This window comes from Haloarchaeobius sp. HME9146, assembly GCF_025399835.1.
In the GTDB taxonomy this organism is placed as follows: Archaea; Halobacteriota; Halobacteria; order Halobacteriales; family Natrialbaceae; genus Haloarchaeobius.
Window position 1 is genome coordinate 893,282 of record NZ_JAODVR010000001.1, and the last position, 18,938, is coordinate 912,219.

Genomic DNA, 18,938 nt, shown 5'->3' on the forward strand with positions numbered 1-18,938 from the left:
CGATCACACCGGGACGTAGTCTGTTCGAACCGACCGTTTCACGACGACAGCACCGTGAGCGCCGGCAGTGACGAGTATCTCGAAAACGTTATTTTGGACTGCCCACTCCGTCCAGTCGTAATGGCGAAAGGCACTGTGGACTTCTTCAAGGAGTCCGGCGGTTACGGTTTCATCGATACTGAAGACGAAGACGACGACGTGTTCTTCCACATGGCGGACATCGGCGGCGAGGACCTCGAAGAGGGCCAGGAAGTCGAGTTCGACATCGTCGACGGCGACAAGGGCCCGCGCGCGGCCAACCTGACGCGTCTGTAGACACGAACACCGGAGCGGATTTCTTTCGCGTACTACCTGCGAGTGGCGACATCGGTGGCCTGCGAGTGACGACATCGGTTGCCCGCCAGTGACGACATCAGTTGCCTGCCAGTGACCACATCGGCGGTCGTTTCTGGGCACGTATGTGCCGGTCTCTCACACCGCTGTGTGGCGATGCGCTGGTCGAGCACCCCCGCCATTTCACCGGTCGTCCGGCCAGCCTCATCTGACGAACGGGCAGTTCCACCGGGGCGCGAACAAGAAATAGTTGCTTCTGTGTCTGTTTCGCGGATTAATTTGCTATTTGTTCGTTGTAGTGCGAAATAGATGGCTATCTTTGCGCTAATGGGCAAGATTTTAATACATGGGTCCAAAGATGTAGATGCAGCGGTCACCCGCTGTGCGCTGGAGTCTCACTTGCCCACGTCGGGCACGTGCCTCTATCGAGCGTTCCCTGCCGATACTCATGCTCAGACGGCGGCCGTGAGTGGCTGCATGGCCGTCGTCCCGTGTCCTACCACAGTCGGCGGTTGACGCTCGTCGGTTATTCTTCGGACGCTACGTACCAGGAACGACAGGTATCGGTCGGCCGTGTGGCGGTTCCAGGGGTATGACAAATAGTCTCAACCGTGTGTCATTGCGTAGGTACACATATAATGCCATACTAGGAGTTTCTACTCTCCCCTGCATAGATTTATATTGGAGAAATGCGACCTCACAAACACAATGAGCATTCAACAGGCTGTCGTCAAACCGACCTTCGAACCGCTGCCGGAAACCCTCACCTCGCCGCGCGCCAAGCTCGTCTACTTCTTCCTGGAGACGGCCGGCTCGGCGACTGTCGACGAGATTCAGAACACCCTGGGCATGAAGAAGATCGCGCTCCTGAGCGTCCTGAAGTCCCTCTCGAAGGACGGCCACGTCGAGCGCGACGGCGACGAATACGTCTGCGCCTGAGCCAACGTTTATAGTATCTGTCTGTTCTTGCGGTCTCTTTCCACCAGGGCCTGAGTGGTCAGGCTCCGGCATGTCGTCCCGGTTCGGCCGGGCAGCGGGAACCGCTCCCGCTTCGAAGGCTTTATTCACGTTCTCAGCCTCAGTTGTCCGTAATAACCATGTCGGACAAACCCGCCTCGATGTACCGGGAGATTTCCAAGCCCGCGTACACGCGACGTGAGTACATCACAGGCATCCCCGGTTCGAAGATCGCACAGCACAAGATGGGCGACACGGCGTCCGAGCCCGACGACTGGCCGGTCCAGATCAGCCTCGTCCTCGAGGAGGAGTGCCAGATCCGCCACGGCTCGATGGAGGCCTCGCGCCTGTCCGCGAACCGTCACCTCATCAAGGAGCTCGGCGAGGGCAACTACTACATGATCCTGCGGAAGTTCCCGCACCACGTCCTGCGCGAGAACAAGCAGGCGACCGGCGCGGGTGCGGACCGTGTTTCCGACGGGATGCGCCAGGCGTTCGGTAAGGTCGTCGGCACCGCCGCCCGCATCCAGCGTGGCGAGCGTCTGTTCACCTGCTGGTGTACGGTCGAGCAGGCTCCCGTCGTCAAGGACGCCTTCCGCCGCGCCTACAACAAGATCTCGCCGCCGTGCCGTGTCGTCGTCGAACGCGGCGAAGAGAAGCTCATCGCGTAAGCGAGCGCTTTTCTTTTCGCGCTCGAACGCCCTCGCATGGTCGACCTCGCTGTCGTCACCAATGCGGAGACGTTCGAGCGCATGCGTGCGCCACTCGGAGAGCGTGGCGTCTCGGTCCAGCACGTCCAGGTAGACGAGCGGACGCTCCCGCTCTCGCCCGCGGACGCCCCCTTCGCACCCGGTGACTTCGACGTCGGTTTCGTCTACCCCAGCCGGCTCATGGAGGGTGACGTGGCCGACGCGTTGCTGGACGTCCCGTGGATGAACGGCCGGGACGCGATTCTCACGTCCCGGAACAAGGCTGGCGTGCTCGCCCGGCTCGGGCAGGCCGGTATCCCCGTTCCCGAATCCGTGATGGTGTCGAACCCTGTCGACGAGTCCGAACTGGCCGACGCGTTCGAGCACTTCGACGCGCCGGTCGTGCTCAAGCCGAACTCGACGACGAGAGGCGTGGGCGTCGCGAAGGTCGGCGACCTCGACTCGTTCCTCGGCGTCACCGACTATCTCGACCTCGTCCACGACTACCGGGCGACGGGCGACCGGTCGTTCCTCGTGCAGGAGTACGTCCCCGACGCGCGGGACTACCGCGTGATGGTGCTCGACGGCGAGTACGTGGGCGCGGTCGAGCGTCGGCTGCCCGAGCCCGACCGCGAAGCCGGACGCTGGAAGCACAACGTCCACCGGGGGGCGACCGCGACGCCGGTCGACCTCGACGCCGAGTACCGTCGGCTCGCGGAGTCGGTCGCCGACGCGCTCGACATCACGTTCCTCGGCGTGGACCTGCTGGTCGACGAGGACGGTGGAAGGGTACTGGTCAACGAGACGAACGCCCGGCCGACCATCGACGACGCGGACAAGTACGAGCCGGGGTTCTACGACCGGCTCGCGGACGTGATACGAACGACCGCAGAATCGGGGTAGGGGGACCTACTTCAGGTCGATGTCGGCCGAGCTGTCCATCCGGTCGAAGACGACCTCGAGGACCCCGTTGTTGTAGGTCGCGGTTGCGGTGTGTTCGTCCACGCGCGTGGGCAGCTCGACGCGCTCGTGGTACTGTCGGTGCTCGCTCTCGGCGCCGATGGTCAGCGCCTCGCCGTCGCATTCAAGTTTGATGTTGTCTTTCTCGACACCTGGCATGTCCGCGATGACGCGGATCTCGTCGTCTGTTTCGTGGATGTCGACATGCGTGTCGGAACCGAAGCCAGCGTCGCCCTCGAAGTGCATGTCCATCGACCGGTCACCCATCATCTCGTTCATCATCCGTTCGATCTCCTTGAAGAAGTCGTCGAACGGTTCGTCACGGTCGTCACGACGCATGGACGTGGGTAGCGGGCGTCAGGTCAAAAACCTTCTGTCCCCGACACTCACCGTGCGTTCAGAGGCCCATCCCCATCGCGTCGTTCGTCGTCTCGACGCTCTCCTCTGCGGATTTCGTGCCCAGAACCGCACGGATGGCGTCGACGTTCTCGGGGACCACGTCGGACTCCTGGTGGATGGCCTGGAACAGGTAGAGGTCGTTGTCCTCCATCGTGATGGACGCGCCCCAGATGCAGTTCTCCCAGATGTCGGCGCGCGGGCGGCCACGGTCCATGGCGTACTCCTTGAGCTTGCCCGCACCGTCGATGTCCATGTGGTCGGGCACGACGAAGGTGCGGGACTGCGATTCGAGGAGTTCGCGCACCTCGGCGGCGTCGGGGCGTGATTCGAGTTCGACGTTGATGCTGTGGGTGTGCATCAGGGTGGCGGGCACCTTCATCCCGAGCGTGTCGATGTTGAGGTCGGGGAAGATGGTGTTCACGTCGGGGCCGTGGTGGCTCGGCAGCGTGACCGGGTTCGGCAGGATGTCGTTGATGGGGCCGCGGCCGGTCTGGCCGGGGTCGCCGCCGCGGCGGACCAGCGTGGCGCGGACCTTCTCGATACCGTACGCCTCTTCGAGGGGGGCGACCAGCCGGGAGAGGCCGGTCGTGTTGCAGGAGACGACGCGGACGTAGTCGGCGTCGCCCGCCTCGTCGTAGTTCGCGCGGGCGTTGAAGCTCACCTCGCCCACGTCGGCGTCCTCGCCGCCCTGGAACAGCGCCGGGGTGTCGTACTCCTCGTACATCGCCTTGTTGTCGGCACCGATGCCAGAGGGACAGGCGTCGACGACGATGTCGGCCGCCTCGACCAGCTCGTCGACGGTCCCGGCGACCTCGATGCCGGCCTCGTCGAACTGGTCGAGCCGGTCCTCGATGGCGGCGTACAGCGGGTATCCCTTCTCGACGGCGGTCTCGGCCTCGAAGTTGGGGCGCGTCTTCGCGACGCCGAGGACCTCCATGTCGGGCTGGGCTGAGACGGCGTCAGCCACGCGTTTGCCGATGGTACCGTAGCCGTTGATGGCCACCTGGATCATACGCGAAGGTGCACAGACGCCGTGCATAACGGTTTCGAGGTCCGTACCTACTTCGGAGTCGAGTAAGTTCTTCGAACCGACGCGGCGTCGGGCGGTTCGGCCATGATGGTGGCTGTGATGTGTGAACAGCTGTGGGGAGTAACGCGTGATTACCTCCGTTCTCAGTCGCCGCCAATAGTTCCATGGTTGATAATGTGCAAATATTAAATATCAGTCCGGTAATCTGTACGATGGAGGATGTTCACAGTTGGGGTGTTCGTCGCGGGGCTGGTGCTGTTCGTCGGGGGTATCCGGTCGATCCGGACGACGACAGGCCGGAACAGCCCGGCGAGGCAGCTGTTCGTTCGCGACACCGCCCACCGCGACAGTGCCATGCGTCACGTCGAGTGCGACGGCGCGGTCCTCGGTATCCTGGGGCTGCTGTTGATGCTCGGGACCACGCTCATCTGAGCGGTTGTCCTCGGGACCGACGCGGCAGGTGTCCTTGAGACCGACGTGGCACGCGTCCACGGGCGGGAGGAGCGTCCGCCACGCGGCGGCACCGAGACGATAAGCTCTTTCAGCCGTCCCCGAGTTCGAGTTCGTATGTCAGACCTCCAGGAGCCGGCCGAGACGGCCATCCGGCAGTGTCTCGCGGTGCAGCCAGACGAGTCCTGCGTCATCGTCACCGACGACAAGCGCCAGCCCATCGGCGAGGCGCTGTACGACGCGGCCGCCGCCGTGACCGACGACGTCACCATCGCGCGCTACCCGCCGGGCGACCAGCACGGTGAGGAGCCGCCCGCCCCCGTCGCGGCCGCGATGGAAGGCAGCGACGTGTTCCTCGCGCCGACGACCAAGAGCATCAGCCACACTCGCGCCCGGGGCAACGCCTGCGAGGCGGGCGCTCGCGGGTCGACCCTCCCCGGCATCACCGAGGAGGTGTTCACGACCGGTCTCGACGCCGACTACGAGAACATCGCGGCCGAGTGCGAGGCGATGCTGGAGCAGGTCGCCGACGCCGACGAGGTTCGCGTCACGACCGAACTCGGAACCGACATCACCTTCGAGATCGGCGACCGCGACTGGCGCTCCGACACCGGGATGGTCCACGAGCCCGGGGACTTCTCGAACCTCCCCGCCGGCGAGGTGTTCGTCTCTCCGGAGAACACCAACGGGACCTACGTCGTCGACGGCACTATCGACCCCCACGGCCTGCTCGACGAGGGCGAGACCGTGACCATCGAGGTCGAGGACGGCTACGTCACGTCGACGGACTCCGAGGAGATCGACGCGATGCTCGAGACCGCGGCCGAGGAGGTCGGGCAGGACGCCTACAACCTCGCGGAGCTCGGCATCGGGACGAACGTCGCCGTGACCGAGTTGGTGGGGTCCGTGCTTCTGGACGAGAAGGCCGGTGGGACGGTCCACATCGCGTTCGGCGACGACGCCGGTATCGGCGGCGACGTGAGCGCGCCCATCCACCAGGACGGCATCATCCGCGACCCGACCGTGTATGCGGACGGGGAGAAGGTCGACCTCCCGACGGTCGACCGGTGAAACCGCGAGACTGGGAGGCGGTCGCGCTGCCCGGCGGCTCGGAGTAAGGGCGGTTTCTGGGTTTTCGGTTCGAATTTCGACGGGTGCTGTTTCTGGTGGAATCGAGTTGCCGGTTCGAGTCCATACTCACCGAGATGCAACTGGTGTCGACGAGCAGCTGACTCGCGCTGGCGGTGATGGAACCGCAACCGCACCGCCACCGCAGCCACGCCCTCCCCAGCCGACTTCCTCCACTCCGCTTCGTTCCGGTCGTCCACCGTGAGAGCAAGCTCTCACGAGCCCGCTCTCGCTACCGCTCGTGCGGACCTCGCGCGTCGCCTCCGACACGACTCGCTATCGCCCGCCCGTCTCGGCCACGCGCGCCACGGCTCTGGTGCAGGACTCAGACGACGAGCTGCCCGAGAAACCACCAGCAGACGACCGGTCACGCACCACCGAATGTCACACGCAACCACACGAGACGGACTCCGACGGCTTTTACCGCGCTCCCTGCTAGAACCGACTATGACCGAGGTCGCAGAACGTGTCGCCGTTTCGTGCCCCTCCTGTGCGACGGGTGAGACCGTCCACGAGGTGCTGAAGGAGCGCGGCGACATGTACACGGTACGCTGTACGGAGTGCAGTCACGTCCACAAGGAACGAATCGAGGCGGAGGAGACGGTGAACGTCAAGGTCGTCGTCAGCCAGGACGGCGAGTCCTTCACGGCGCGGGTCGACGCCCCCGCCGAGGAGACCGTCGCGGTCGGCGAGGAGTTCATCCTCGACACCGAGGAGGCCATCATGACGGTGCGCATCACCGACCTCGAGGTCGGCAAGGAACAGCGCACCGACGAGGCGCTCGCGAAGGACGTCGACGTGTTCTGGACCCGCGCGGTCGGGAACGTCGGCGTGAACGTGACCATCCACCCGCGCGACGGCCGGAACAACGAGACTCGCGCCGAGAAGGTCCACGTGCCCGGCGACTACGAGTTCACCGTCGGCGAGAAGGAGGTGTTCGGTGAGAACGAGTTCACCGTGAAGGGTATCGCGGTCCGCCAGGACGCCGAGGGCTACCACCAGGACCACCTCAGCCACGCCGGTGACACCGTCATCGCGAAGGACGCGAAGCGCGTTTACGCCTGGGACGAGGAGACGACGGCCTGGTCCGCCTGGTAACCGGCGAGACTCTCACTTCTCCAACGCGAACCGATTTCAGGCTCGCGGTCCAATCTCCTGACGACCAGAGACGACCATGGCCACCGACTTCGAGACCGCCCGGAACTCGCTCGTCGACGCGCTCGCCCGCCGCGAGAACGTCCAGCGCGAGTCCACACTGGACGCGATGCGGGCCGTCCCCCGCCACGAGTTCGTCCCCAGCGGCCACCAGAGCGAGGCGTACGCCGACCGGCCGCTCCCCATCGGCGACGGGGCGACCATCAGCGCGCCGCACATGGTGGCCATCATGGTCGACGAGCTGGCCCTGGAGCCGGGCGACCGGGTCCTCGAGATAGGGACCGGGTGTGGCTACCACGCCGCGGTCACCGCCGAGGTGGTCGGGCCGGCGAACGTCTTCTCGGTGGAGTACAACGACGACCTGGCCCAGCAAGCTGGCACGCGGCTGGCCCGGCTGGGCTACGACGACATCTCGATTCGGGTTGGCGACGGGCGCGCGGGGTGGCCCGAGCACGCGCCCTACGACGCGGCGTACCTGACCTGTGCAGCGCCCGAGTTCCCCTCGGCGGTGGTGAAGCAGGTCCGTCCCGGCGGGCGGCTGCTCGCACCCATCGGGACGGCCAGCCAGCGCCTCGTCGCCGCGACCCGCCGGGCCGACGGGTCGCTGGAGACCGAAGACCGCGGCGGGGTGCGCTTCGTCAGGATGCAGGGGTGAGGCTGCAAGGTTGACGTAGCTTGCCCCCGATGACTCGGGCATGAGCGAGCAGACGGAGACGACGACGGAGACGCTGTTCCTGCTGTGGGCCGCCCGCGAGACGGGCGTGCTCGACGCGCTCGTCGCCGACGCCGACACACCGGCCGAGATCGCCGCGCAGACGGGCATCACCGAGCGAGCGGCCCGGCTGACGGTCGAGACGCTGGCCGACGAGGGATTCTTCGCGCAGGTGGACGGGGCCTACGAGCCGACGAACCGGGCACTGGGATTCCTCGCGGCGAGTGACCTTCGCTCCGTGAGCCGACTCCCGCACGAACTCGACGTGCTGGCGGCCCTTCGAGAACTCCCCGAGACGATGCGAACCGGGGAGCCGGACGCCGCGATAACGAGCGCCGCGGACGCGACCTGGAACGAGCTCGGCCACGTGCAGGCGACCGACGCGGCGACGGTCCGGGCCTGCGTGACGGCGGCACAGCACGCGATGTCGGGGACGGACACCATCGGACGGGTGCTGGACCTGGGTGGTGCGCCGGGAACCTACGCCGTCGAGTTCGCCACCCGGGGATACGACGTGACGCTGCTCGATAGCGAGGAACGACTGGCCGAGAGCGAGTCGTTGCTCGCACACGAACCGGTCGAGACGGTTGCGGGGGAGCCAGCGGCACTGGACAGCGAGGACGCCGGGTCGACCCTCCCCGCGGTCGACTGCGTCTTCGTCCCGATGCGGACCCACGAGTTCGACACGGCGACGAACCGCGAACTGGTCGAGCGGGCGCACGAGGTGCTCACGACGAGCGAGTCCGGTGAGTCCGGCGACACCGGCGGCTGGCTCGTCGTCGTGGACCACCTCCGGGACCGCTCTTCGCGGGCCACGGCCACGGCGGTCACCGAGCTGGCGACCGGCGAGGGGGCGTGCTACACGAGCGACCGGTACCGCGCGTGGTTCGACGGGGCCGGATTCCGGGCGGTACAGGTCAGAGATGTGCCCGGAACCGCCAGACAGGTCGTCTTCGGACAGGCGCGAGTTTGATATACGTGCATCACCGAGGCCGACGTATGGAGCCAGCGGTGCTACGCGACGACATGGTCGACAGCCTCGAACACGACGCGAAGGGCGTCGTGTCCACAGAGGCCGTCGGCCTCGCCCTGCGGGAGGTCCCCCGCCACGAGTTCGTCGCGGACGACCGCACCGCCTACGCCGACCAGGCCCACGACCACGGCGGAACGACCGTCCTCTCGCCGAGCCTGGTCGCCAGGCTGTTCGAGGCGCTCGACGTTCGCGAGGGCGACTCGGTCCTCATCGTCGGCGCGGGCGTGGGGTACACCGCGGCCGTCGCCGCCGAGATCGCCGGGTCGCGACACGTCCACGCCATCGACATCACCCGGCACGTCGTCTACGACGCTCGGACGAACCTCGCGTCGGCGGGCTACGAGGACGTGTTCGTCGACTGCCGCGACGGGGCCCGCGGGCTACCCGAGTACGCCCCCTTCGATAAGATTCTGGTCGAGGCAGCCGCTGTCGACCCGCCGTGCAAGCTCGTCGACCAGCTGGCAGCCGACGGCCGACTCGTGATGCCCCAGGGCGTCGGCGAGCAGCACATCGTCGCGGTCGAGGACGGCGAGCAGGTCGACAGCTTCGGCCCGGTCGCGTTCGCCCCCTTGCTCGTCGAGGGCGAGCAGGCCGGTGCCATCGAGCGCAACCGGACCGCCCGCGAGGACCGTGAGCGCGCGGCCCAGGCGGTCCAGCGCGGCTGGGAGTACGACTGGATCGAGTGGGAGTAGCCCCTCGTCCTTCCGCCGCTACTCCTCGATGACGAGGATGACGGTGTTCGCGCGCTGGTCGGCGTACTCGCTGCCGGCGGGTGGTTTGATGTCGATCTCGAGCGTGCCTTCTTCCTGATTCGGGCCGAGTGTGGGCGCGATGTCGAGGGTGGCCTGTCCCTCGGCTCCCGTCTTCGCGGTCCTGATTCCGTCCAGCTTCGCGGTCTCGCCTTTCACGACCACGGTCGCGCCCGCGACGGGGTCGCCGTTGGTGTCGACGACGGTGATGGTCACGGCCTGCTCGCCGGGCGTGACGACGTCCGGACTCGGCTGGGCGTCGACCTCGGTGACGGTGAGGGCGCCGATGCCGGAGATCATGTTCATCATCACGGAGAGGCTGGCGACGCCGACGACGAGGGCGATGACGAGTCGGATGGGGAGCCCTTCGATGGCGCGGGTGTCGTCGCGGAGGCGGTCGAGTCGGGAGTGGTCGCGGGTCATGCCGGGGTTGGCCGCGTGCTGGTATTTGAATGGTTGGCTGGTTGGGGGTGTTCGAGGGCGGCCCGGTTTTCGTCCGGTCCGGTTCTGGCGATTCGAGAGACGGTAGTGGTGTCGAGGAGCAGGTCACTCGCGCTGGTGGTAATGGAACCGCCACCGCACCGTCCCACACCACACCCTCCCCAGCCGACTCCTTCCACTTCGCTCCGCTTCGTTCCAGTCGTCCCTCGCGCGGCAGCGGCTCACGGCTTCGCTGGCGCGAAGCACGTTCACCAGCGCGCGCCATGGTAATTGATTCCCCAATAATTCAAACCCGAAGCCGGGCCCACACCCGCCATGGTCGTCATCGGGCGGGACGCGGACGAGAGTGGCGAGACAGTAGACTTCGGGCATTTCAGGGCCCCGGACGGGAGCTACGGCGCAGGGGTCGAACTCGACTGCGAGTTCCCGCATGCCGGAATCGTCGTGGGGAAGCGCGGCTACGGGAAGTCCTACACCCTCGGTGTCATCGCGGAGGGGCTGGCCGGGGCCCGGGGCGTCGCGCCCGTGGTCGTGGACCCGCTGGGCGTGTTCACGACGCTCGATTCGGGGGCGGTCCCGGCCTCGGTCGTCGCCGAGCCGCGGGTCGCTGCCTCGACCCTGCCACCCCGGGCGTGGTGCGACCTGGTCGGACTCGCACCCGACTCCGCGGCCGGGGCGGTGGTCTGGCAGGCGGCAGCGGGTGCCGAGACGCTGGCGGGGATGCGCCGGCGAGTCGAGGACCTGGAGTGCGGGCCCGTCGCGCGCCGAACCGCCCGGAACCACCTCACACTCGCCGAATCCTGGGACGTGTTCGCGCCGGCGGGACTCGACGCGACCGACCTCGCGACGGGTGAGGCCACCGTCCTCGACCTCGCGGGCACCCCCGAAACCGCGATGAACGCGGTCGTTCGGGCGGTCGCGACGGGGCTGTACGAGGCCCGGGTTGCCGGGAACATCGCCCGACTCCCGTGGCTGCTCTGCGACGAGGCGCACGTGTTCTTCGACGGGGTCGCCGCGCCGGCACTCCAGACGCTGCTGACCAGGGGCCGTCAGCCCGGCGTGAGCCTGCTGGCCGCCACGCAGCGCCCCGACGCGGTGCCCACTGTCGCCATCTCGCAGTCGGACCTGGTCATCGCGCACCGGCTGACCGACCGGGCCGACCGTGACGCGCTCGACCGTGCTCGCCCGGCGTACGCCGCGGACGCGCTCACGGCCGGGATGCCGACCCGGCCGGGCGACGTGACGGTCGTCGACGATACGGGAGAGGCCGTGCATGCGGTTCGCGTTCGAGAGCGAACGACTCCCCACGGTGGGTCGAGCCCGCGTGCAGGCACGGTGGATACTGGCGGAGAGGCCCCCCAGAGCCTCAAATGAGCGTTTGAGTCTCCACCGGGGTTAAGTCCGAGACGGTGCTACAGTAGACTGTCGACAGGACACGCCGCCCACTGTCATCCTCCTGCCCATCCACCGCCCTCCTGTCGGCACAGCAACCCCTCGACATCGGCGTCACTGCCCTCTCGCCGGTGTCTTCCGGTCGCCGGTCCGTGCCCTCGACAGCCGGCGACTGGCACTTGTTTCTCGCGGCGCAACGCGCCCGGACACACACCGACGAATACATGTCTGTAGATTAGATAAAAATCACGTTTTGGACAAAGGGCTCTTTTTCTTAACGTGTCTATTAATAGAACTGTCTTGGAACGTTCGGTCGTATGTCAGATGAAAAGTCCCTCCAGCGCCGGACGTTCCTGAAAGCGACCGGCGGCGCGGCGACCGCCCTGACCCTCGCCGGGTGTTCGACCACCGACGACCCCGGCACGACCGACGGCGGAACCGACGACACGAACGGCACCGACGATACGAAGAACACCGACGACGGCGACTCCTCGGGTGGGAACACGGACGCGACCTTCCAGCTCACCAACGCGACGATGAGCACGCTCGACCCCATCAAGGCGACCGACACGGCCTCCGGTGAGGTCATCCAGCAGGTGTTCGACCCCCTGATGAACTACCCGAACGCCGAGGTCGCGGTCGAGCCCCTGCTCGCCACGGACTTCGAGGTCTCGGCGGACTCGCGGACCTACACGTTCACTCTCAAGGAGGGTGCGACCTTCCACAACGGCGACACCGTCACTGCCCAGGACTTCGTCTACTCGTTCGAGCGCCTCGCGGCGTCCGAACACACCCGTCGTGACTACTTCATCCTCGACTCGATGGGGGTGAAACACGAGACGAAGACCGTCACGACCGACGACGGGGAGGAGACCGAGGTGTACAAGCCCGGCTCGCTCGCGGTCCGGGCGGTCGACGACACGACCCTCGAGATCGAACTCGCCCAGCCGTTCCACTCCACCCTCGAGATGCTCGCCTACACTGCCTTCGCGGCCGTTCCCGAGGGCATCCTCGGCGACGTGAAGGGGTACGACGGCGAGATGAGCCACAAGAAGTTCGCGACGCAGAACCCCATCGGTGCTGGCCCGTTCTCCTTCGAGACTTGGGAGACGAACACGCAGGCCGCGGTCACCCGCTTCGACGACTACCACGGGCAGACCGCGTCGGTCGCGCGCGTCCACTGGCAGGTCATCACCGACACCGACGCCCTGTACAACTACGGCCAGAACAAGAACGCCGACCTCGCGCCGATGCCGACGTCGAAGTACGACCCGACCAAGGTCACGGTCGAGGAGACGGACGACCTCGGGCGGCAGGTCGGGACGTACGGGCCGATGCGCAACGGTGAGACCGCGAACTACCTCTCGGTCCCGACCATCAACACGTACTACATCGGCCTGAACGCGAAGAACGTCGAGGAACCCGCGCGCAAGGCGATTGCGTACGCGATGAACCAGCAGGAGGGCGTGGACCAGGTGTTCAAGGGCCGCGGCAAGCCCGCCTACCACTTCACGCCCCCGAGCATCTACCCCGGCGGCGCGTCCGCCTACGACCAGCACGCGAAGGAGAACTACCCCTACGGGTACAACACGACCGACCTCGAGTCCGCCCGTCAGGTCATGAAAGACGCGGGCTACGGTCCGAACAACAAGTACGAGGTCACCTTCACGACCTACCAGTCCGACACCTGGCAGGGTCTCGGGAAGATCCTCCGCGACAAGCTCAGCAGCGCCCACATCACCATGAAGCTCGAGGAGGCCCCCTTCTCGACGCTGCTCAACCGTGGTCGCTCCGGCAACCTCGCCGCGTTCTCCCTCGGCTGGGCGATGGACTGGCCCGCCCCGGACAACTTCTGGGGGCAACTCGCTCCGCCGAAGATCACGGACACGTCGGACGGTGCGGCCGGTGCCTACGTCGACTGGGACGACGCCGCTGGGTCCGCCTCACAGCGAGCTGCCGACGCCTGGGAGACGATTTCGAACAACCAGGCACCGACCGATGCGGCCCAGCAGAAACGGAACGACGGCTACGTCACCCTCGAGGAGGCGAACTGGGAGGACATGGTCCTCCTGCCGGCCTACCACGCGGTCGACGAGCGCTTCGCGTACGACTGGGTCGACATCCCCAAGTTCGGTGGGGGCGGTGACTCGCGCCAGAAGTACAACACGGTCAGTATCGGATCGCGTCGCTGAACGACACTCGGTCATCCCACTCTGCGGTCCTGTTCTTTGTCGAGCGTATCGACACACAGCCACGCCTCTCGGGAGTTTGGTTCGTCAGGAAGGGGGGGTTGGGGGGAGTATGGGGGTGGCGACAGCGGTTAGCTGCTCATTCGCCATCTCATGGTATGGTGGGAATGGGATTAACCGTTTACTCTAATTAGTTCGTGTCTGGTAACCCGGTACTCTAATCAATTAGAGTCGGATTCGAACACCGACTCGACGAGCTTCCGTTCGGCCGCTCGCAGGTGATAGTGGTACGTCGGGGGCGTCACGTCGAGGGCGTCGGCGAGTTTCTCGCCGGTGACGCCACGGGGCCACGCGTAGAACCCCGCGTAGAACGCGGCCTGGAGTGCCTCGAACTGGCGTTCGGTCAACTCGTTCTCGACCCAGGTTCGAAGGTCGCGCGTCTTCCGTGCGCTACTGGTCGTCTCTCGGCGCGCCCCCAGTTCGGTCCCCGGGTAGGTCTCCTGGATGTCGTTCCAGAGGCCACGGGTGTCACCGCCCTGTGGCAGGTCGACGAGCAGCTCGGTGACGCCCTCGGTCGCCTCCAGTTCACGGAGCGACCCGTCGTACTCCCGCAGCAACTCGAACAGCCGTGGCTCGACCAGACGAAGCTCGAACAGCGTCCGCTGTTCGTCCTCGTCTTCGGTGATGCGCGTGATCGATGTGACCGCCGACCAGTCCGCGACCGTCTCCTCGACCGTCTCGGGTGCGACCCCGGTCACGGTGATGAAACAGAGATGGGTCCCGTCCGGGCGGGCGATCGCGCCGTCGAGCGCGAGGGTCCCCCCGACCTCCGCCGAGAGCCGGCTGAACGAGAGGCGCTCGTCCTCGACGAGGAACTCGAGTTCGATTCGGCTGTCGGTCACGAGCGCCCGAGTTCGCTCGATAGCGTGGATGGCGTAGCCGATGGTCTGGCCGAGCTCGGCCAGCACCTCGACCTCTCGGTCGGTGACGGTCTCCGGCGTCGAGACGTGTAACACCAGCACGCTGTAGACGCGCTCGTTGTCGACCAGCGGGACCGCGACGACCGTCTGGAAGCCGTACGTCAGCGACTCGGTCCGGCGGTCCTCCCAGTTGGGCGTGTTCAGGACGTTCTCGACCACCTGCACCGACTGTTCCTCGCTCGCCCGCCGACAGAGTTCACCTTCCGGCGTCGCGGCCTCGGGCGTGTCACCCACCCGGTCCATGTAGTTCGCGTCGGCGTCCGCCCAGACCAGCGGCGACACCGATTCGGTCGCGGCGTCGACCTCCCCAACCCAGGTGCAGACGTACGGGTCCGCGTCGGCCAGCCGGTCACACACCGCCTGCTCTATCTCGCGCCGCGTCGACGCCTGCGCGACCGCCCGGTTCACGTCCCGGACGATCTTGTTCGTGTGATTCAACTTCCGGAGCTCCTCGTTCTGCTGACTCAGCGTCTGGTCGTGGTCCCGGAGCAACTGCTCGCGTTCGGCCCGGTCGAGTGCCGCCTCGGTGTTCGCCGCCAGGATGTGCAACATCTCGATGGTCGACTCGTCGAACCCATCGACGACCCCGCTGGCAGCGACGATCGCCCCGTGCGTGCCGAGCGGGATGACGAGTTCGCTCTCGACACCCGCACAGAGCCCACCATCGCCGTCGCTCACGTCGCTGAAGTACTGCGACTCGCCCGCACTGAACGCCGACCAGACGTTGCTGTCCCCGCGTTCGATTGCCGGCGGGGACTCCAGGAGGTCGGCCGTGCTCGGCGTCGTCGCCACCGGCTCCAGCCGGCCGACCTCGCTGTCGAACTGGTAGACGACCATCGCGCTCAGGCCGAGCAGGTCCGCGGCTGTCCCGGCCGTCGTCTCGCAGATATCCTCGTACGTCTCCGCCCGCATCAGCACGCGCGTCGTCTCGTGGAGCGTGTTCAGGGTCTGCTCGTACTGCTTGCGCTCCGTGATGTCCGTCGCGATGGTCAACACCGCCTGCTCCCCCTCGTACTCGATAGCCCGCGAGGTCGTCTCGACGTGTTTGACGGTCCCGTCCTCCGTGACGATGCGCCGCTCACGCCGCGTCGGTTCGATGGCTCCTCGCTCGACCTCACTGATGATCGACTCGACCTCCTCGAGTTCGGTCGCGTGGATGATGTCCGAGACGGACTTCTCCAGGACGGCCTCTGCACTTTCCGCCCCGAGCAACGACACGACCGCCGGGTTCGCGTACACCACGTCGAGGTTCCGGTGGACCAGGATCGGGTTCGGCGACACCTCGACCAGCGTCCGGTAGCGCTCGCTGCTCTCGCGGCGCTCGTCCTCGATGACGGTCCGCTCGACCGCGCTCGCCAGCACGGTCGCGACGTTCTGCAGGAACGTCACGTCGTCCTGGGTGAATTTCCGGTGACTGGTCGCGTGTGCCTCCAGCACGCCCCACGTCTCACCGCGCAATCCGATAGCCACGCACGCGCCGCTTCTGACCGCCGCATCCACCATCACGTCGTTCGGCTCGAAGCGAGTCTCCTCGTCCACGTCGTCGACGACGACGACCGGTGTGTCGGTGTTGTCCACCACGTGGCGGGCCTGTGCCGAAGGGTCTGCCTCGGCTGTCCAGCCCACCTCCGCCTCCGGGAGGAGCTCTCCCGTCGACTCGTGGCGGCGCAACACCCGGACGTGACTCACGTCGAGCGCCCGCGCGACCCGCCGGACCGTCGTCTCGAACAGCACGTCGAGCTGTGGCTCGTTCAACGCCTGTTGCCCGATGGCTGCCACCGCCTCCTGCTGTCTGACCCGGTCGCGCAGTGCACTCTCGGTCCGGTACTGCGACACCGCGTTCCCGATCTGGTTCGCCAGCAGCGTGAACCGGTCCCGCCCCGGTTTCTTCTGGAGATACTGCGTGACACCCGCCGCGATCGCCTCGCTTGCGATCTCCTCAGAGCCTTTCCCGGTGAACAGGATGAATGGGAGCCGGTCGTCGCGTTCCCTCACCGACTCGAGTAACTCCAGCCCGTTCATCTGGGGCATATCGTAGTCACTCACGATGCAGTCGACCGGCTGGCCGTCGTCGATCGCCGTCAACGCGGCTTCCCCGTTCGGGACCGGAACCACGTCCAGCCCCGGTTGTTCTCGCTCCAGCATCGCCTTCGATACGTCCGCGAAATCGGGGTCGTTGTCGACGAACAGCACGGTCACCTCGTCTATCGGTGCCTCCCGTCGTTCGAACCGACCGATTCCGTCCTGCGCCATGCCCCTGTCTACGACCGGAGGGTACTAAACAATTAGAGTCGCGTGTGAGACAGTAGACAGGTCTGTCGATAAAATCGCCTGCCTGCTCGGTGGTGGTCGTATCCCGCCCTTCCTGTTGGGCGTACAACAGCACTCGCTGCTTCTGGTGAGCCCGTTCGGAGTACTGTGAGAGAGTTCACTCGAAAAGCGCCTGAGGCGGGATTTGAACCTCGCTCGCACGGTCTCGCTAACGCGAGCTGCGTGCTCGCTGGTTCAAATCCCTTGTCGGCGTGTTCGACGAACTCGTTGTGCTCGCAACACAGCAAAGCTGGTTGCTCGTGGGTTGAGTTCGTCAGAAAGCGCCCGAGGCGGGATTTGAACCCGCGTCACGACCGTGACAGGGTCGTATGATGGGCCACTACACCACCCGGGCTCCCTGCACTCATTGCTAACTGCCGGGTACTTTTATGCCTTTTCAATCGTCGGCCCTGTGCCCCGCGTTCTCACTGCGCTCGAAATCGCGAGCCGGCGGCTATGCGGTCGGGACTGAAAGAATGTATCTACGAAGGTCGCCGAGTCTTAGAGACGGACGACGTTCGCGGCGCGCGGACCCTTGGGGGAGTCCTCGATTTCGAATTCGATCTCTTCGCCCTCTTCGAGGTCCGGTCCGCCAACGTCCTCCATGTGGAAGAAAACGTCCTCGTCCGCGTCCTCGGTGTCGATAAAGCCGTAACCGCCAGTGTCGTTGAAGAAGTCAACCTTGCCTGTCGCCATTGCCTCTGATGAGACCGGCCCCGGACGGATAAGGGTTCCGAGAGGTGAAGTACCACGATTCGGTGGTTCTGGCGAATCGACAGCGGTCACCCGAACCGATGGGAGACCTCGTACTCGGCTGCCCAGTTGATTCGGGACCGTGGTGCCTTCGGATGGGGGTCCTCGACGCGGAGCCGCATCTCTCCGGACCCGGTGTCTGCGATCGGAACCCAGTAGACCTGCTCCATCTCTCGCGAGTGGACCGCGTACGCGTCGATCTCGTCCGCGGTGTAGTCCGTGTTCACCCGTCCGTCGGTGCCGACGGTCGAACTGTAGAGCTTGAACCGAACCGCGCCGTTCACCCAGCTTCCGGTCTTGCACTGCACGCGGTAGCAGTCGTCACCGTCGTCGACGACCATATCGTACCGGTCGCTGTCGCCGAACGGGACCGAGACGGAGAGACCCAGGCGCATCAGTGCGCCGAGAATGACCGCCTCAGTCTCGTCCCCTTTTCGAGATGGATTCATGCCGATGCTGAGTCGATATCGTTGATAATCTCTCGGTCGGAGACGCCGCTGGTCGACGCTGGGGGCAGACCGCTCGTGGAGTTGAAATCGAAGAAGTGCCCGAGGCGGGATTTGAACCTCACTCGCACGGTCTCGCTAACGCGAGCTGCGTGCTCGCTGGTTCAAATCCCTTTGTCTGTGGCTTTCTCGCTCACGGAGACGAGCACACGCTACGCGGTGCTCGTTGGAATAGTTCGCTCGAAAAGCGCCCGAGGCGGGATTTGAACCCGCGTCACGACCGTGACAGGGTCGTATGATGGGCCACTACACCACCCGGGCTCCCTGCAACCATTCGTTTCGCAGTCGCAGTATTAAGGCTTTCCAATCGATGGACGTGTGGTAGGGGAGGCCGTGGGGCAAACCATTTAGTACAGTAGTACAATCGTGAGACTGTAACATCTATTCGCAACTGGGACACCTCGGTCCTGCGAACCCCCGTCGGATTGACGGGAACCGATAGCGCTAAGTCTCGGACGACTTGGCAAGCGTTAAATGGGTCCCACTAATAGTGACCTGTAGTATCTCGTGACAGCCGCTTCTCCCTCTGGCCAGACACACCCATGGTAGACGTAAGCCAACATGAAATGGTTCCGGAGCACACCATCCTCGACGAGGACGAGCTCGAGGACGTGCTTACGGAGTACGACATCGATAGTACAGACCTTCCGAAGATCAAGCGCACGGACCCTGCGCTCCCCGACGATGCCGAGGTCAACGACGTGATCAAAGTCGTTCGGAACTCGCGAACAACAGACGAAGCCGTAGTATACCGACTCGTGGTGGAGTGAAT

General features: G+C 65.6%; 19 protein-coding genes and 2 tRNA genes. 13 read left to right on the forward strand and 8 right to left on the reverse strand.

Annotation, left to right across the window (positions count from 1 at the left end; translation table 11 throughout):
* Window positions 1-120: 120 nt before the first annotated feature.
* The 4 genes from N6C22_RS04700 to N6C22_RS04715 all read left to right on the forward strand — a co-directional run bounded on the left by N6C22_RS04700 (window position 121) and on the right by N6C22_RS04715 (window position 2,882).
* Window positions 121-315 carry a cold-shock protein gene (locus tag N6C22_RS04700; RefSeq protein ID WP_261649763.1) on the forward strand — a complete coding sequence of 65 codons (195 nt, stop codon included), beginning with the start codon at window positions 121-123 and terminating at the stop codon, window positions 313-315.
* Window positions 316-1,041: 726 nt separating this feature from the next.
* Complete coding sequence (locus tag N6C22_RS04705; protein ID WP_261649764.1) at window positions 1,042-1,272, forward strand: TrmB family transcriptional regulator; 231 nt, start codon at window positions 1,042-1,044, stop codon at window positions 1,270-1,272.
* 158 nt (window positions 1,273-1,430) lie between these two features.
* Window positions 1,431-1,961, forward strand: coding sequence for a 50S ribosomal protein L16 (locus tag N6C22_RS04710; RefSeq protein WP_261649765.1), 531 nt, complete (start codon window positions 1,431-1,433; stop codon window positions 1,959-1,961).
* 36 nt (window positions 1,962-1,997) lie between these two features.
* A complete protein-coding gene (locus tag N6C22_RS04715) occupies window positions 1,998-2,882 on the forward strand; it encodes a RimK family alpha-L-glutamate ligase (protein ID WP_261649767.1) in 885 nt (294 codons plus the stop codon).
* A 6-nt stretch (window positions 2,883-2,888) separates the two neighbouring features.
* Here the strand turns inward: N6C22_RS04715 and N6C22_RS04720 are convergent, their stop codons facing one another.
* Window positions 2,889-3,278: an Hsp20/alpha crystallin family protein gene (locus N6C22_RS04720; protein WP_261649768.1), complete on the reverse strand. Its 390-nt coding sequence runs from the start codon at window positions 3,276-3,278 to the stop codon at window positions 2,889-2,891.
* A gap of 58 nt (window positions 3,279-3,336) precedes the next feature.
* Window positions 3,337-4,350, reverse strand: coding sequence for a type II glyceraldehyde-3-phosphate dehydrogenase (locus N6C22_RS04725; RefSeq protein ID WP_261649772.1), 1,014 nt, complete (start codon window positions 4,348-4,350; stop codon window positions 3,337-3,339).
* 237 nt (window positions 4,351-4,587) lie between these two features.
* On the opposite strand from N6C22_RS04725, the gene N6C22_RS04730 reads away from it, so the two are divergent.
* The 6 genes from N6C22_RS04730 (at window position 4,588) to N6C22_RS04755 (ending at window position 9,538) form a co-directional block, all read left to right on the forward strand.
* Window positions 4,588-4,800 (forward strand): hypothetical protein, encoded by a 213-nt coding sequence (locus N6C22_RS04730; protein WP_261649774.1) that lies wholly within the window; start codon window positions 4,588-4,590, stop codon window positions 4,798-4,800.
* A 135-nt stretch (window positions 4,801-4,935) separates the two neighbouring features.
* A complete protein-coding gene (locus tag N6C22_RS04735; RefSeq protein ID WP_261649776.1) occupies window positions 4,936-5,889 on the forward strand; it encodes an aminopeptidase in 954 nt (317 codons plus the stop codon).
* 504 nt (window positions 5,890-6,393) lie between these two features.
* Window positions 6,394-7,044, forward strand: a complete 651-nt coding sequence (locus N6C22_RS04740; RefSeq protein WP_261649777.1) for an HVO_0476 family zinc finger protein — start codon at window positions 6,394-6,396, stop codon at window positions 7,042-7,044.
* Window positions 7,045-7,120: 76 nt separating this feature from the next.
* Window positions 7,121-7,756, forward strand: a complete 636-nt coding sequence (locus N6C22_RS04745) for a protein-L-isoaspartate(D-aspartate) O-methyltransferase (protein ID WP_261649778.1) — start codon at window positions 7,121-7,123, stop codon at window positions 7,754-7,756.
* Between the two features lie 40 nt (window positions 7,757-7,796).
* Window positions 7,797-8,786: a methyltransferase domain-containing protein gene (locus tag N6C22_RS04750; protein WP_261649780.1), complete on the forward strand. Its 990-nt coding sequence runs from the start codon at window positions 7,797-7,799 to the stop codon at window positions 8,784-8,786.
* Between the two features lie 26 nt (window positions 8,787-8,812).
* The gene (locus tag N6C22_RS04755) at window positions 8,813-9,538 is read left to right on the forward strand and encodes a protein-L-isoaspartate O-methyltransferase (protein ID WP_261649782.1); all 726 of its coding nucleotides are present in this window, start codon (window positions 8,813-8,815) and stop codon (window positions 9,536-9,538) included.
* A gap of 18 nt (window positions 9,539-9,556) precedes the next feature.
* On the opposite strand, the gene N6C22_RS04760 is transcribed toward N6C22_RS04755, so the two are convergent.
* Window positions 9,557-10,018 carry a carboxypeptidase-like regulatory domain-containing protein gene (locus N6C22_RS04760; protein ID WP_261649785.1) on the reverse strand — a complete coding sequence of 154 codons (462 nt, stop codon included), beginning with the start codon at window positions 10,016-10,018 and terminating at the stop codon, window positions 9,557-9,559.
* A 333-nt stretch (window positions 10,019-10,351) separates the two neighbouring features.
* On the opposite strand from N6C22_RS04760, the gene N6C22_RS04765 reads away from it, so the two are divergent.
* Together N6C22_RS04765 and N6C22_RS04770 are read left to right on the forward strand one after the other, a co-directional pair.
* A complete protein-coding gene (locus N6C22_RS04765; RefSeq protein ID WP_261649786.1) occupies window positions 10,352-11,410 on the forward strand; it encodes an ATP-binding protein in 1,059 nt (352 codons plus the stop codon).
* 335 nt (window positions 11,411-11,745) lie between these two features.
* Window positions 11,746-13,620 (forward strand): ABC transporter substrate-binding protein, encoded by a 1,875-nt coding sequence (locus N6C22_RS04770; RefSeq protein WP_261649787.1) that lies wholly within the window; start codon window positions 11,746-11,748, stop codon window positions 13,618-13,620.
* Window positions 13,621-13,838: 218 nt separating this feature from the next.
* On the opposite strand, the gene N6C22_RS04775 is transcribed toward N6C22_RS04770, so the two are convergent.
* The 5 genes from N6C22_RS04775 to N6C22_RS04795 form a co-directional block, all read right to left on the reverse strand.
* Window positions 13,839-16,850, reverse strand: coding sequence for a bacterio-opsin activator domain-containing protein (locus N6C22_RS04775; protein ID WP_261649788.1), 3,012 nt, complete (start codon window positions 16,848-16,850; stop codon window positions 13,839-13,841).
* Window positions 16,851-17,189: 339 nt separating this feature from the next.
* A tRNA-Asp gene (locus N6C22_RS04780) sits at window positions 17,190-17,262 on the reverse strand.
* A 146-nt stretch (window positions 17,263-17,408) separates the two neighbouring features.
* Window positions 17,409-17,603, reverse strand: a complete 195-nt coding sequence (locus N6C22_RS04785; RefSeq protein WP_261649789.1) for a cold-shock protein — start codon at window positions 17,601-17,603, stop codon at window positions 17,409-17,411.
* 86 nt (window positions 17,604-17,689) lie between these two features.
* Window positions 17,690-18,109 (reverse strand): group I intron-associated PD-(D/E)XK endonuclease, encoded by a 420-nt coding sequence (locus N6C22_RS04790; RefSeq protein WP_261649791.1) that lies wholly within the window; start codon window positions 18,107-18,109, stop codon window positions 17,690-17,692.
* Between the two features lie 245 nt (window positions 18,110-18,354).
* Window positions 18,355-18,427: transfer RNA gene (locus N6C22_RS04795), tRNA-Asp, on the reverse strand.
* 281 nt (window positions 18,428-18,708) lie between these two features.
* Between N6C22_RS04795 and N6C22_RS04800 the strand changes: the two genes are divergently transcribed.
* Window positions 18,709-18,936 carry a DNA-directed RNA polymerase subunit H gene (locus N6C22_RS04800; protein WP_261649793.1) on the forward strand — a complete coding sequence of 76 codons (228 nt, stop codon included), beginning with the start codon at window positions 18,709-18,711 and terminating at the stop codon, window positions 18,934-18,936.
* The last annotated feature ends 2 nt before the right edge of the window (window positions 18,937-18,938 follow it).